The organism is Streptomyces sp. NPDC051913, from assembly GCF_044593635.1.
Classification (GTDB): Bacteria; Actinomycetota; Actinomycetes; order Streptomycetales; family Streptomycetaceae; genus Streptomyces.
In genome coordinates, this window is record NZ_JBIUCI010000005.1 from 303,791 (window position 1) to 317,733 (window position 13,943).

The window sequence follows — 13,943 nt, forward strand, 5'->3', positions numbered from 1 at the left end:
CTGTGTCCTGTCTCGCCGGTTCCGTACACCCTGTTGGGTACGGCCTGGCGAAAGTCTTCTGGTCGGTGCGCTGCCCGACCCAGGTGGCTCCCGGATACGAGGGCGGCGCTACGACGTCCGTCCTTTCGCGGGACCTTCCCTACGCCGGCGCCTTCGCGGCGGCAGCGGCCGTTGTGGGGGCCTCAGCTGCCTCGCGGTCGGGCGCGAGCGGGTCGGTCACCTCGCCGGTCTCTTCATCGAACAGCCCCTGCGCCAGCCTGGTCACCGCTGCGGGGACCGGCGGCGCCAGGTCGGCCACGGCGCGGAGACCGGACAGGACGTCGTCGGGTCGTACGGCAGGCGTCACGTGCCGAACAACCAGCCGCAGTATCGCACAGGGCTGGTCGCTCGGCCTATCAGCAGCCGAACTGTGCGTTTCAAGATCTACGACCGCCGAACGGGCGTCGAAGGTGCGAACGCCGTTCTTGGTCATGCGCTGGACCTCGACGGCCTCGGCGGCGTTGAACACGGCGACGGCCCGATCGGCCTCCGCCGGCTCGACCCCGTCGAGCCGCAGCTCCCACACCGAGGCGGTCAGCCGGTCGGCGAGCCCGGACGTCCGGGCCTCGACCGCGTCGATGATGTCGAGCCCGACAGGCATCGACTCGTCGAGCAGGACCCTGAGCTTCTCGGGGTCCCGCGCCTCGGTGAGGGCGATCTCCAGATATTCCGCCTCACTGCCCGTGCCGGTGGGTGCGGCATTGGCGTACGACACCTTCGGATGCGGCGTGAACCCCGCCGAGTACGCCATCGGCACCTCGGCACGGCGCAGCGCACGCTCGAAGGCGCGCTGGAAGTCACGGTGGCTGGTGAACCGGAGGCGGCCGCGCTTGGTGTAGCGCAGTCGGATGCGCTGCACCGCGGGTGCGGGCGGCGGGCCTTCGGGCTGTCGCTTGCCCAGTGTCGTCAGTCCTTAGTGAGAACGGTCGTACTTCTACCAAGAGTACGTGTCTCGTGCTCCGTCGGTTCCCGCCGGTCCACCGCGACCGGCTCCCGGGGCTCACCGAGCAGCATCCGCCGGAAGTCGGCCCGCGCCTGCCGCGCGGACTCCCGCACGGAGGCGAGCGCCTCCCGCGTGGCCCGGCCCACACCGCGGGCCACCGCGGCGGCGGGCCGCAGCACCAGATCGCGTACGACATGTCCGACCGGCGTGAGCAGCGTCCGGTACACCCATCGCACCGGCTCCACGAAGATCCACCGGAAGAAGGTCCCGAGGAACCGTCCGACGGCGAGCGAGAGGTGCCCGGCGATCCGCCAGGCGTGCCCGAGCGCGTCCCCCACCTCCCGCCCCACGACGGCGAGGAACCGCCCGACGGGCACGAGCACCCACCGCCACAGGGCGAGCACGGGCAGCACGAGCACCACGCGCGTGCTCCAGTACAGGGCGAGCCCGATCCCCCGGAGGATCCAGCGGATGCCGTGTCCGATCGGCGTGAGGATCCAGGCGTACACCCAGCTGGCGGGGACGAGGACGAGGTACCGCGCGAGCCAGGCCGCGGCGGCGTACAGCCCGAGCCCGACCGCGGCGAGCCCGGCGCCGATCCCCCGCAGGACCCACCTGATGCCGTGCCCGATCGGCGTGAGCACGCGCGCGTACACCCAGGCGAGGCCGTGCCCCACAGGGGTGAGGACGTACCGGTAGAGCCACCCGAGGGGTACGACGACGAGAACGTTTCCCAGCCACGCGAGCCCCTTGCCGAGCGGCACGGCGACGTACCGCCACAACCCGACGAGGGGCCACACGAACACCGCCCGCCCCACCCACAGCAGCGCCCTCCCGAACGGCCTGAGCAGCGTGTCGCCGAGGAACCGCCCGGTCACGACGAGCGCGTCCCACACCATCCGTACCGGCACGACCAGCACCAGCACGACGATCCGCACCGGGATGCGGACGGCCGTCACGAGGCACCCCTCCGGCTGTCGGGGTTCGGGCAGCGGCTTCTGCGGTTCCATACCCGACAGGACGCGACGGCCCGCGGCCCGGATGCACCTCTTGGGTTGCGATGCCGTCACAAGGCTTGTGCGCTAGACCGTTTTACCTATTTGACGGCGCGTCCGCCGAGCGCGCGGCGGTTGTCGTGGGTGATCAGGTCACCCTCGCACCGAGGTCCGGGAACTCCCCCGGGCCCGTTTCGCGCCAAGGAGCATGCCCATGAGTCCTCGACCCACTCCCTCGCTGCTGGGGCCACTGGCCCGGGCGAGGTTCCAGAAGGCCGGGGTGCTGACCTCCCTCGCTCTGGTGATCGCCGGCGGAGTGATCACGCCGGCCGCGGCGGCCGCGCGGGCGGTCTCCGACAAACCGGCCGCGACACCGCGGACGGGCGACAAGTGCAAGCCGCACAAGCCCCATCAGTCGAGGGCGGGCGCGGAGGCGTACACCGGCAAGGACAACTGCAAGGGCGCCACCGGGGCGACGGGTCCGAAGGGCGCCACGGGTCCGAAGGGCGCGACGGGTGCGACGGGTGCCACCGGGGCGACGGGTGCGACCGGAGCCACGGGCACTTCGGGCGAGGACGGCACACCGGGTGCCACGGGAGCGACCGGCGCCACGGGTGCCACCGGGGCGACCGGAGCCACGGGCGCCACCGGGGCGACCGGAGCCACGGGCGCGACGGGAGCCACCGGCGCGGCCGGTCCGTGTGTCGACATCGACGCCACCCGGGACGAGAACAACTTCGAGTTGCGGGCCGTGCTGTCCCCGGCGACCGAGAGCGACCCGATCACCAGGGCCTACGCCGGCATTCGCGATCTCCAGCCGGATCCGGGGCCGTATCTGTGGACCGACCTCAGCGGCCTCGACGACTATCCCTCGAACGCCTGCGGAATCTCCATCGCCCAGCAGGCCCTGGGTGGGGGTACGGAAGGAGACGTCAACATCGACGTCATCACCACGACCGGTGCGATCTGGGAGACCACGTGTGATGTGGACACCGGAAGCTCTCCGACGCTGACCTGCGAAGGCGACTGGACCCTCGTGAACAGACAGCCGGCCCCCGGCGCTGTGAACGGCGGGACCGTCGTGCCGTAGGACCGCCGCAAGGGGCTGTCCGGCAGCATGTCAGGACTGCCGGGCACCCCCTGCCGCGTCGTTGCGCTCCAGCAGACTCACCGTCATCCCCGTCACCTGTGTGCTCGTCGAGATCCTGTACCGGCTCCGCAAGGCCCCCGCCTGCGCCGGATCGATCGCGTTGAAGGGGAAGTCGGTCCCCTGCGTCAGCAGCCAGATCCGGCGCTCGCCCCCGAGGCACAGCTCCGGGACAGGGCACTGGACCGCGTAGAGATCGTCGATCTCGGCCGGGGTCCGCGTCAGGAAGACATCCCGCGGTGTCAGTTCACGCGGCAGGTAGTAGCGCACGCCACCGTCGAGCTGCCAGCTGTCGAAGCGGTCGTAGACCACGGCGTCGCCCGGCCGGTGGAGCCGTTCGATCACCTCCGCCGCGGCCGCGTAGTCGAGGGGCACCGGGGCGTTGTGCTCGAAGGGCTGCCGCACCTGCCGCTGGTCGGGCAGCGTGAGCAGGGCCAGCGCCACGACCACCGATGCCGCCGCCTTCCAGGAACGCCTGGCCGAGGCGAGGCCCGAACCGGCGAGCAGGGCCCAGGCCGGGAGGGTGAACAGGACGTAGACGCCGCGGAAGTAGGAGACCTCGCCGTGGGAGGCGGCCCAGACCAGGGCCGGGGGCAGCAGCGCCCAGGTGCCGCACAGCAGCAGCGGTGCCCTGCGCTCCGAGCGGGCCGCCAGGGCCAGGGCGATCAGGGCTCCGGCACAGACCACGGAGACGAAGACCTCGCCGGGGAGGGAGAGCAGCCCCCAGCCGTCGGGCGCGGGAACCCAGTACAGCTGGCGTCCGGCCTGGGAACGGCCGAGCAGGGCGAACGGGACGACCACCGCGGCGACCGCCGCGAGGGCGAAGCCGGCCCGCCACCACAGGAAGCGGTCGCGGCGGGCGTGGGCGGCGACCAGACAGACGTGGGCGGTCACGACGGACAGCGCGACCAGATGCAGCAGTGCGGTGACGGCGAGCGCGAGCGCGTAAGCGGCCCATCGCCAGGGGCCGCGCGGCCGGTCCAGCGCGCGGAGCAGCAGCAGCGTGGCGAGGGCGACGGCGAGCATCACCAGCGCGTAGGAGCGGGCTTCCTGGCCATAGCGGCTCACCGCCGGGACGAGCGCGAAGAGAATGCCGGCCAGAATTCCGGCCCGATATCCGAAGAGCCGGTTCCCGAGGAGCGCCACGACACCCGCCGCCCCGGCCGCCGCGAACAGGGAGGGCAACCGAAGCGAAAGGACGGAATCCCCGAAGAGCTCCACCCAACCGTGCATCAGCAGGTAATAGGTGCCGTGTACGGCGTCGACGTTGCGCACCGTGGCGAGGATCCGGTCCGTGTCGCGGCCGACCATGTCCCAGGTGACCAGCTCGTCGCGGCTGAGCAGCGAGCCGGTGAGCCCGAAGGCGCCCAGGCCCAGGGCGAGGGCGAGCGGCCCCAGCCAGAGCATCACCCGGCCCCGCGCGGGAGCGTCCGCGACATCGGGCCGGAATTCTTCGCGAGGCGGAGGGAGCTGCGCGGCGATGACCATGGGAATACCTATACCTGCCCTTTCGCCGGTGGCTCCTTGCACGCACCCCCGGGGCCGGATAATTTCACCGGGCGGTCCTTTTCTGCAGAGAAAAGAAAATGCCATGAATAACACAAACGCGGTCTGCCTCAATATGATCGTCAAGAACGAGGCGCATGTGATCGGACGCTGCCTGGAGTCCGTACGGCCCCTCGTCGACAGCTGGGTGATCCTGGACACCGGCTCGACCGACGGCACCCAGGACATCGTCCGCGAGACCCTCGCCGACCTGCCGGGAGCGCTGTACGAGAGCCCCTTCCGCGGCTTCGGCGCGAGCCGCACGGAGGCGATCGAGCGGGCCCGGGAACGGGCGGACCATCTGCTCTTCATCGACGCCGACGACGTGCTGGAGACCGAGCCCGGCTTCACCCTGCCGACGCTCACCCACGACTGCTACGACATGCGGGTGCGCCATGGGCCCGTCGTCCACTGGCGCCCGACGCTGGTGTCGACGCGCCTCCCGTGGCGGTACGTCGGCGTACTGCACGAATACCTGGAATGCGACACGGAGTTCAGCCGGGCATCGCTCGCCGGCGTCCATATGGTGATCATGGGCGGCGGCGGCCGGTCGCAGGGCAGCCCGCGCACGAAGTACCTGCGGGACGCGGCGCTCCTCAAGGACGGCCTCGCCAAGGATCCCGGCAACACCCGGTACGCGTTCTATCTCGCCCAGAGCTGGCGGGACGCCGACGAACCGGCGAAGGCCCTGGCCGCCTACGACCGCCGCGCGGCCATGGACGGCTTCGCCGAGGAGGCGTTCTGCTCCCGGCTCTACGCGGCCCGCCTCGCCCTGACGCTGAAGCGCCGTACGCCCGAGGTCATGTCCCGTTTCCTGGAGGCCCACGAACACCGGCCCACCCGTGCCGAACCGCTGGGCGAACTCGCCCATCTGTGCCGGACACGGGGAGAACGCTGGCCGCTCGCCTATCTGTTCGCGCGGCGCGCCGCGGAACTCGCACCGCCCGACGACATCCTCTTCGTCGAGCACGCCTGGTACGACTGGCGGGCCCTGGACGAGCTGGCGGTGGCCGCGTACTGGATGGGCTCCTACCGCGAGTCGCTGGAGGCCTGCGAGCAGCTCCTGGACGGCGGGAAGCTGCCCGCGCAGCACCGCGAGCGCGTGGCCGCCAACCACGACTTCGCCCGCACCAAACTGGCCGTGGCGGGGGACCCTGGACAGGGACCGAGAGGAAGGTGACCTCCGCCATGGCGGCCAGGCGCCGGCGCATGCCCTGGATGAAGGTGGACAAGGCGTACGAGTTCGAGGGCCCCGACGGCCGTGCGACTCTCCGCGACCTGTTCCGGGGCCGCCGCCAGCTGATCGTCTACCGCGCCTTCTTCGAGCCCGGCGTCAACGGCTGGCCGGAGCACGCCTGCGTCGGCTGCTCCATGGTCGCCGACCACGTGGGCGACCTCGCCCACCTCAACGCCCGCGACACCACCCTCGCCTTCGCCTCACGCGCCCCGCAGGCGGACATCGAGCGGGTGAGGACGAGGATGGGCTGGTCCCCGGAGACCTACCCCCAGTCCGACCCGTACACCTGGTGGCGGCTCAGTTCAGTAGCTGGCAGTGCGGTCGAAGCTGGTGATGTTGAGCTTGATGCCCTTCACGCTCTTGAGCGTCGTGGGGTACTCACCCTTGGCCGTCTGGCCGGGCCGCACCTCCGTCTCCAGCTGCGAGCCGTTCTCCAAGCGAGTGCCGCCGGCGTCGACCGCCTCCCACTCCCAGGAGTAGTCGGACTTCTCGCCACTGCTGTTCTTGATCGTCCAGACGAGCCAGATGTCGGTGATACCGGCTTGCGAGCGGTCGTCGAGCCGGAAGCTGACGAGGTCGTCCCGCTCCGTCTCCGGTCCGGGTGTCTCCCCCTGCCGCGTCGCCGGGGTCGTGGTCGCGCGGGGAGCGGGGGTGGTGCTCTCGTCGCTGCCGCTCGCGAGCGCGATCGCCAACACCACGACGACGATGACGACCACCGCGCCCACAGCGCCGGCGCATCCCCAGAGACAGCCACGGCTGCGCGGCTTCTTCTGAGGCGGCCCGGGCGGCGACGCCCACCCCCCGGGAGGCGGCGAGGCTTGACCCGGACTCCCCCAACCAGGACTGCCCCCAGGCGGCTCGCTCACCGACATGCGGCCTCGTCGGTAGCGGATACCGCCACGCTAGGAAGCCATGAGGCACCTCGCGAACCGAGAGCAGCCACTCAGGCGACAGCCACCAAGCCACCCCGGCGGTCAGAGAGTGCTCGGCCAGGGCCTAAGCGACTCGCCGCGTCGCCTCACTCACGTCAGTGAGAGTGACCACTCGCAGCCGGCGTCGGACCCGCGTTCTTGACCGTAAGCGGCAGCAGCTTCTTGCCCGTCGGGCCGATCTGGATGGACGTGTCCATCTGCGGGCAAAGGCGTATGACGGAGCTGCGTGGTCGCGTCAGACAGCAGCCCCCGGGATCAGCGCCACCAGCCCGGAAATAAAGCTGCCCACCGCCGCGAGGGTCACGAGGGCAGCTTTGCCGTCCGAGAACAACCCGGAGCAGAACTCGCGCACGCGGCGCCGGAGGATCAGCATCTTGAGCTTCTGCCAGCGATGTTGATGAATATGGCAGCCCATGAGGATGCCGGTGGCGTTGTTACGGCAGCCGTCGGTCCGTCCTCGGACCGGGGCTCCGCAGGTCACCGGAGCTTGGAAGAAGGACCACAGCAGGACCGCGGCCGACAGGACGATGATCACCACTGGGCCGGCTGCCGCATTGATCCATGCCGCGATGAGAAGCGCCCCGGCCAGGACGCCCCACCACTGCCCCAAACCACCGAACCGACTGCGTCTCGCCCCCGAGGTCGCCATGCCAGTAATCGTGGCTACAGACTTGGCGAATCATGCACCCAGTAGACGATATGACCGAAAGGAGGCCCCGGGGCTCATACCAACTCCACCAAGGAGGCGATCCGCGACGGACCTCCAGGGCCTGGAAGCGGCGTCCGGCGGGACGCCGACAACGCTGCGGGGCGAGAAGTCGAAGCGCCAGCTGCAACTAGCGCCGCCTGCGACTCGCCCTCCCTCGCCCCTGCCAGCGCCTCAATCACCCGATCGAGTGTCTCGCTCACCTCAGTGCGTGTGGCCGCTCGAAGCGGGCGCCGGACCAGCGTTCTTGACCGTCAAGGGCAGCAACTTCTTACCCGGCCCGATTTGTATCGCCGTGCCCATCTACGGTCGAACGCAGGCTTACAGAAGAGCCCAGAGAGGTCACTCAACGTCGATGCCGTAGTCCTTCACGAGTTGCTCCAAGCCCCCCGTGTAGCCCTTGCCGCCGAGCACGAAGTCCCAGTCCCCACCGGGCCTGCGCCGGAAGGACCCGAGCACCAAGGCAGTCTCCCCAGGGCGCCCGTCGGAGACCTCAAGCCGTCCGAGTTCCGCCATCACCGGGTCGAGCAAACGGATACACGCATCAGTGAACCCGGACAGATCCGCCTGCGGATTGACCTCTGGGTCAACGGCCGCCACCAGGACGAGGCGGTCGGCATTCTCCGGCAGCGAGTCGAAGGAGACTCGGATTGCCGCTTTGTCCGGCGCCGTAGCAGGGAGCGCACACACCGAACGATCTGGCGTCTGCTGGTTGTTGAAGAAGACGAAGTGGTTGTCGCTGAGGACTCGATTGCCGGAGCAGACGAGCGCACAAACGTCGAGCGCAACGCGGCCGGACCAGGACATGCCCAACACGTTGTAGTCGTCGGGCGGGGTCGTAGCGCTCGGAGGCGCCGACTGCGGTGCTGGGGCTGCTCGTCCACCCTCCCCCAAGCGTCCGCGCAGTCCATGCCGGTGGAGCAGGTCAATGAGTTCGCCGCCCGAAATGAGTTCCAACGGTTTGCCGTTGGCGAAGGTGTGCGAGCCCGGACCGAACCCCGCTGTCGTCACCAGGACGCCCTTGTTGGCGCCGGCGTCCTGCACGGTGCCGTACAGGTCGCGGACGGCCGTGGGGGGCACGGTGTTGCGGTAGCGCTTCACCTGAACGACGATCTTGCCGCCCCGGATGGGCGTGGGATCAACGGCATCAACATCCACGCCGCCGTCGTTCGAGCGTTGGGTCGTCACAGCTTGCATCCCCATGGCCCGAAAGAGGTCGGCAACAAGGGACTCGAAGGCGATCGGATCCATTTCGAAGAGATCCGGTTCCTCGTCGCCTCCGTGAGCGGCTACGCGGTTTCCGACTTCCTGCGGTTTGCGGGCAGGCCGCACGGGGCCGAGTTGGTCCGGTCGAGTCGCAAGTTGCCCCCGAAGGGCGTCAGTCAAGCAACTGACCGCGTCCACCTGCTCCAAGTGCAACCCGGTGAATACGGATCGCTGCGCCATCACGGTCGCCAGGTAGATGTGCGCAAGTCGCCCCGTCGCCGGATCATGGTCGTCCACGAACCCGTTCAACGCCACGGACTCCAATGCGTTGAACTCATCCGCCGCGAATAGCTCATGCAACACGAGCAGCATGCACTGCGCGAGAACCTCGCGGTACAACGCTCGACGCTGGCCCGCAGGACGTGGCGTTTCCTTGTCCTGATCAACAGATGCCATGTACCGCACCGACTTCGCCTCAGGGACGATCCCGTATCCCGGCAACTCCCAGTCGAGCACCAGCTGTCGTGCCGCTGAGTCGTAAGCTGCGGCAACCTGGCGGGGGAACCCTTCGGGCCACGCCGTCGACGAGTAGAGGGCCGCCGTGAAGTACTCGACGACCGAACCCGGATCCCTTTGTCGAACCCCTTCGGTCACCTCGGTGATGCCGGCGTTGTACCGACGCACCTCCGACCGCTGCTCTTCCGCCCACTGCTCGTATTGACGCTGCTGGGCGGCTAACTGTTGCTGCCGTTGAGCCTCCGCGGCCTGCGCCGCATTCCAGTCACGCTCAAAACGAGCACGCGCCTCGGCCTCCGCATGGGCACGTCGACTCGCGGTCCACCCACCCTGGGCCTGGTACTGATTCGGGTCGGGCATGGGCACTGGCACTGCCAGCGGCCCCGGCGAGAAGGGTTGAAGCGCTTCGGAGCGCATCAACGAAGCCGCCCTGAAGGCCAGAGCACGGCAACCGGCAGCAAGCACCCCTTGCAGCGAAGCCACCTGCGCGTCCAACTCCTCGGTGCGCTGCCTTGCCTCCGCTTGCCGATACTCGCGATGAGCCTGCGCAGTATGTCGCTGGTAGGCGCGCGCTTGCCTCGCCCGCTCCCGCTGCTGTCTGGCCTCAGCCTCAAGCTGCCGCTGTTGCTGACGTTGCATATCAGCCCAGACGCCAACAAAACCGCTAGAACGACGACTCATGCGCTGCAAGCCCTCCCCAGGACGTCGGCACCGCCGACCAGAGCTCTGGTTGCCCCGACAACCAGGAGTGATGAGACGACTGTATCCAGCAACGGCCGCCTCGCCTATGGACTTGCCAAATGCGACCCACTTCGACTATCAGTGCAGGTCACCACCCTTAGAGCGTATCCAAAGGTTCATCAGTCGGCACTGCGGGATCGAAGCCGAAAGCGCTGAGCCCCCTTCCTCTAACGGAAGGAGGCTCAGCAGCTTGCAGGGCCGCGTACCCGAGGCGCGGTCAGCCCCACTCGACTTCAGAATGGATACCCGAGGACCATCCAGGCCCTGGCAGCGGCAATCTCGACCCGGCTCGCCCCCGACAAAGCTTCAACCACCCGATCAAGCGCCTCGCTCACCTCAGTGCGAGTGACCGCTAGGTGCTGGAGCCGCGTTCTTGACCGTAAGAGGCAGCAGCTTCTTCCCGGTCGGCCCGATTTGTATGGCCGTGTCCATCTGCGGGCACACCCCGCAGTCGAAGCAGGGCGTCCAGCGGCAGTCGTCGACCTCTGTTTCGTCGAGGGCGTCCTGCCAGTCCTCCCAGAGCCAGTCCTTGTCGAGGCCCGAGTCGAGGTGGTCCCAGGGGAGGACCTCCTCGTAGGTGCGCTCGCGGGTGGTGTACCAGTCGACGTCCACGCCGAAGGGGGCGAGGGCCTTGTCGGCGGACTGCATCCAGCGGTCGTAGGAGAAGTGCTCGCGCCAGCCGTCGAAGCGGCCGCCGTCCTCGTAGACCGCGCGGATGACCGCGCCGATGCGGCGGTCGCCGCGGGAGAGGAGGCCTTCGACGATGCCGGGCTTGCCGTCGTGGTAGCGGAAGCCGATGGAGCGGCCGTACTTCTTGTCGCCGCGGATCTTGTCGCGGAGCTTCTCCAGGCGGGCGTCCGTCTCCTCGGCGGAGAGCTGGGGCGCCCACTGGAAGGGGGTGTGGGGCTTGGGGACGAAGCCGCCGATCGAGACCGTGCAGCGGATGTCGTTGGAGCGGGAGACCTCACGGCCCTTGGCGATCACGTTCATCGCCATGTCCGCGATCTGGAGGACGTCGTCGTCGGTCTCCGTCGGCAGGCCGCACATGAAGTACAGCTTCACCTGGCGCCAGCCGTTGCCGTAGGCCGTCGCGACGGTGCGGATGAGGTCTTCCTCCGACACCATCTTGTTGATGACCTTGCGCATGCGCTCGCTGCCGCCCTCGGGGGCGAAGGTCAGGCCCGAGCGGCGGCCGTTGCGCGTCAGCTCGTTCGCCAGGTCCACGTTGAAGGCGTCGACCCGGGTGGAGGGGAGCGAGAGGCCGATCTTGTCTTCCTCGTACCGGTCCGCCAGGCCCTTGGCGATGTCGCCGATCTCCGTGTGGTCGGCGGAGGAGAGGGAGAGGAGGCCGACCTCCTCGAAGCCGGTCGCCTTCAGGCCCTTCTCGACCATCTCGCCGATGCCCGTGATGGAACGCTCGCGCACCGGGCGGGTGATCATGCCCGCCTGGCAGAAGCGGCAGCCACGGGTGCAGCCGCGGAAGATCTCCACCGACATGCGCTCGTGGACCGTCTCGGCGAGCGGGACCAGGGGCTGCTTGGGGTAGGGCCACTCGTCCAGATCCATGACCGTGTGCTTGGACACACGCCACGGGACGCCGGACTTGTTGGGGACCACGCGCGCGATACGGCCGTCGGGGAGGTACTCGACGTCGTAGAACGCGGGGATGTAGACGGAACCCGTCTTCGCGAGGCGGAAGAGGACCTCCTCGCGGCCGCCCGGTTGCCCCTGCGCCTTCCACTCGCGGATGATCCGCGTCATGTCGAGCACGGCCTGCTCGCCGTCGCCGATGATCGCGGCGTCGATGAAGTCCGCGATCGGCTCGGGGTTGAACGCGGCGTGCCCGCCGGCCAGCACGATCGGGTCGTCCAGGCCGCGGTCGCGCGACTCCAGCGGAATGCCCGCCAGGTCCAGCGCGGTCAGCATGTTGGTGTAGCCCAGCTCCGTGGAGAAGGACAGGCCGAAGACGTCGAAGGCCTTCACCGGGCGGTGGCTGTCCACCGTGAACTGCGGGACGGCGTGCTCCCGCATCAGCGCCTCCAGGTCCGGCCACACGCTGTACGTGCGCTCGGCGAGGACGCCCTCCTGTTCGTTCAGCACCTCGTAGAGGATCATGACGCCCTGGTTGGGCAGCCCGACCTCGTAGGCGTCCGGGTACATGAGCGCCCAGTGGACGTCACAGGACTCCCAGGGCTTGACCGTGGAGTTGAGCTCGCCGCCGACGTACTGGATCGGCTTCTGCACATGCGGGAGCAGAGCTTCGAGCTGCGGGAACACCGACTCGGCGGTTTCGGCTGACATCTCGCACTTCCGTGGACTGACAGGGGTGACCATCTAGCGTAACGCGAGCGCGGACCGCCCCTGTCCGTCCGTCCACTCCGGCCCGGCCGTTCAGACCTCCATGTCGCCCTTGATCGTCGGCCAGGTGACGGGCAGATCCAGCTCGACCAGCTCGGCACGCCGCTCCTCGTGCCCGTACAGCACGCCGTACGTGAACGTGCTCTCCCCCGCCCCGTACGCCTGACCCGCGAGATCGCGCAGGGCCGCGCGGGCCATCACGCTGTCCTGGTGGTCGCCGAGCAGCCCCTGGAGACTCTTCATCGACCGGGCGAGATCGACGGCGGGCTCCCCGAGCGCCTTGGCCGCCGCCTCCGCCGAGTACCGCGTGCGCTTGCACTTCTTGCGCGCCTCGTGGATCGCGAGGTCCCGGTCGGTGCCGGACGGCAGCTCGATCGCCTGCTCGACCAGCTCCGTCAGCTTCCCGAAGTCCTTCCGTACGGCCTTGGGGAGCACCTTGGACGGCCTCCCGTCGGCCGCCTTCAGCACCGGCGGATCGGCCACCAGCGTGTCCAGGGCGGCGAGCAGGTCCAGGTACCGCTTTCCGTCCAGTACGGCGATCAGCCGGCGGCGCGATCCGCTGCTGCGGGCGTGCGCCCAGGTGCGCAGCCGGGTGCGCACGGGGCCCGTGAGCAGGGTGCGCGGCAGTTCGTCGAGGCGGGCGGTCAGCCGTTCCGTCAGTACCTCCTGGTCGCGGTCCACGCCCAGTTCGCCGGCGAGCCACTTCAGCTCCTCGCCGATCGGGTCGGTGACCGCACGGTCCAGGACCAGGCCGTACGACCTGAACGCGCTGCGCATCCGGCGGGTGGCGACGCGCATGCGGTGCACGGAGTCGTACACGTCCCGCCGTACGGCCGGGTCGAGCTCGACGATCGCGTCCCGCTGGGCGCGGAGATAGGCGAGGACGTGGTCCCCGGCGGTCTCCGGGGCGGCGGGCCGGCCGGCCTTCCTCCTCCGTTTCCTCTTTCCGTCGGTCTCCGCCAGCGCCCGCGCCAGTTTGGACGCCGACCCCGACGGCCGCACGCCCGCCTTCCGCAGCCGTTTCTCCACCTTGTCGAGGAAACCGGGGTCGCCGCCGTCGGCGAGTTCGACCTCGATCTCGGTCCACTGGACGGCGCCGCCGCCCTCGGTGAGCCGTTCGGCGCGCACGGCGTCCACACTGGCCTCGGCCAGGAGTACGCCCTCGGCGTCGACGAGATGACGGACGTCCCGGTCGGAGCGGAGCCGGACGACGGGCCGCAGCTCGGCATCCCGGACCCGGGAGCGGAGGAGTCCGGCGAGGACGCGGGGCACGGTGTCGGACAGCGGCGCCTGGATCTCGTCCCGTACGCCGGGTGCGACGGGGAACTTCAGGTGCCAGCCGGCGTCGGTGCCACCGGTGCGGCGGCGCAGGGTGATCGAGGACGCGGCGAGGCGCTCGTCGTGGGTGTCGTAGTAGGTGGCGTCCAGGTGAGCGACACCCTTGTCGATGACGGCCGCGACCCCGGCGACGCCGGTGAGGTCGGGCAGTCCGCTGTCGTCGGACTCGTACTTCCGCTCGATCTCGCGCTTTGTGTCCGCCATGACCCGAATCTAGACGGAGTCAGGGCGCGACGGCAG

Annotated in this window: 10 protein-coding genes and 1 pseudogene; 3 read left to right on the forward strand and 8 right to left on the reverse strand. The window is 69.4% G+C overall.

Going from position 1 to position 13,943, the window contains the following annotated elements; translation table 11 throughout:
* Positions 1–139: 139 nt before the first annotated feature.
* Both ACIHIX_RS17385 and ACIHIX_RS17390 read right to left on the reverse strand, forming a co-directional pair.
* Positions 140–898, reverse strand: a complete 759-nt coding sequence (locus ACIHIX_RS17385) for a TIGR03936 family radical SAM-associated protein (protein ID WP_399956268.1) — start codon at positions 896–898, stop codon at positions 140–142.
* A 47-nt stretch (positions 899–945) separates the two neighbouring features.
* Positions 946–1,992, reverse strand: coding sequence for a hypothetical protein (locus ACIHIX_RS17390; protein ID WP_399956271.1), 1,047 nt, complete (start codon positions 1,990–1,992; stop codon positions 946–948).
* Positions 1,993–2,191: 199 nt separating this feature from the next.
* On the opposite strand from ACIHIX_RS17390, the gene ACIHIX_RS17395 reads away from it, so the two are divergent.
* A complete protein-coding gene (locus ACIHIX_RS17395; RefSeq protein ID WP_399956274.1) occupies positions 2,192–3,067 on the forward strand; it encodes a hypothetical protein in 876 nt (291 codons plus the stop codon).
* Between the two features lie 30 nt (positions 3,068–3,097).
* Here the strand turns inward: ACIHIX_RS17395 and ACIHIX_RS17400 are convergent, their stop codons facing one another.
* The gene (locus ACIHIX_RS17400; RefSeq protein WP_399956277.1) at positions 3,098–4,612 is read right to left on the reverse strand and encodes a glycosyltransferase family 39 protein; all 1,515 of its coding nucleotides are present in this window, start codon (positions 4,610–4,612) and stop codon (positions 3,098–3,100) included.
* 103 nt (positions 4,613–4,715) lie between these two features.
* Here ACIHIX_RS17400 and ACIHIX_RS17405 point away from each other — a divergent pair, with 103 nt between their 5' ends.
* Both ACIHIX_RS17405 and ACIHIX_RS17410 read left to right on the forward strand, forming a co-directional pair.
* A complete protein-coding gene (locus ACIHIX_RS17405) occupies positions 4,716–5,849 on the forward strand; it encodes a glycosyltransferase (protein WP_399956280.1) in 1,134 nt (377 codons plus the stop codon).
* 38 nt (positions 5,850–5,887) lie between these two features.
* Positions 5,888–6,115 (forward strand): annotated as a pseudogene (locus tag ACIHIX_RS17410) (DUF899 family protein); the annotation flags it as partial.
* A gap of 93 nt (positions 6,116–6,208) precedes the next feature.
* On the opposite strand, the gene ACIHIX_RS17415 reads toward ACIHIX_RS17410, so the two are convergent.
* The 5 genes from ACIHIX_RS17415 to ACIHIX_RS17435 form a co-directional block, all read right to left on the reverse strand.
* Positions 6,209–6,631, reverse strand: coding sequence for a hypothetical protein (locus tag ACIHIX_RS17415; RefSeq protein ID WP_399956282.1), 423 nt, complete (start codon positions 6,629–6,631; stop codon positions 6,209–6,211).
* 442 nt (positions 6,632–7,073) lie between these two features.
* The gene (locus tag ACIHIX_RS17420) at positions 7,074–7,487 is read right to left on the reverse strand and encodes a hypothetical protein (RefSeq protein WP_399956284.1); all 414 of its coding nucleotides are present in this window, start codon (positions 7,485–7,487) and stop codon (positions 7,074–7,076) included.
* A gap of 399 nt (positions 7,488–7,886) precedes the next feature.
* Positions 7,887–9,947: a restriction endonuclease gene (locus ACIHIX_RS17425; RefSeq protein ID WP_399956287.1), complete on the reverse strand. Its 2,061-nt coding sequence runs from the start codon at positions 9,945–9,947 to the stop codon at positions 7,887–7,889.
* A gap of 396 nt (positions 9,948–10,343) precedes the next feature.
* Complete coding sequence (locus ACIHIX_RS17430; protein ID WP_399956290.1) at positions 10,344–12,308, reverse strand: TIGR03960 family B12-binding radical SAM protein; 1,965 nt, start codon at positions 12,306–12,308, stop codon at positions 10,344–10,346.
* A gap of 90 nt (positions 12,309–12,398) precedes the next feature.
* A complete protein-coding gene (locus tag ACIHIX_RS17435; RefSeq protein ID WP_399956293.1) occupies positions 12,399–13,907 on the reverse strand; it encodes a CHAD domain-containing protein in 1,509 nt (502 codons plus the stop codon).
* Positions 13,908–13,943: the final 36 nt, after the last annotated feature.

What these genes read in the sequence shown, in the direction of transcription:
- ACIHIX_RS17390 (WP_399956271.1), bottom strand. Translation starts at nt 1,992, where the DNA reads ATGGAACCGCAGAAGCCGCTGCCCGAACCCCGACAGCCGGAGGGGTGC.
- ACIHIX_RS17395 (WP_399956274.1), top strand. Translation starts at nt 2,192, where the DNA reads ATGAGTCCTCGACCCACTCCCTCGCTGCTGGGGCCACTGGCCCGGGCG.
- ACIHIX_RS17400 (WP_399956277.1), bottom strand. Translation starts at nt 4,612, where the DNA reads ATGGTCATCGCCGCGCAGCTCCCTCCGCCTCGCGAAGAATTCCGGCCC.
- ACIHIX_RS17405 (WP_399956280.1), top strand. Translation starts at nt 4,716, where the DNA reads ATGAATAACACAAACGCGGTCTGCCTCAATATGATCGTCAAGAACGAG.
- ACIHIX_RS17420 (WP_399956284.1), bottom strand. Translation starts at nt 7,487, where the DNA reads ATGGCGACCTCGGGGGCGAGACGCAGTCGGTTCGGTGGTTTGGGGCAG.
- ACIHIX_RS17425 (WP_399956287.1), bottom strand. Translation starts at nt 9,947, where the DNA reads ATGAGTCGTCGTTCTAGCGGTTTTGTTGGCGTCTGGGCTGATATGCAA.
- ACIHIX_RS17430 (WP_399956290.1), bottom strand. Translation starts at nt 12,308, where the DNA reads ATGTCAGCCGAAACCGCCGAGTCGGTGTTCCCGCAGCTCGAAGCTCTG.
- ACIHIX_RS17435 (WP_399956293.1), bottom strand. Translation starts at nt 13,907, where the DNA reads ATGGCGGACACAAAGCGCGAGATCGAGCGGAAGTACGAGTCCGACGAC.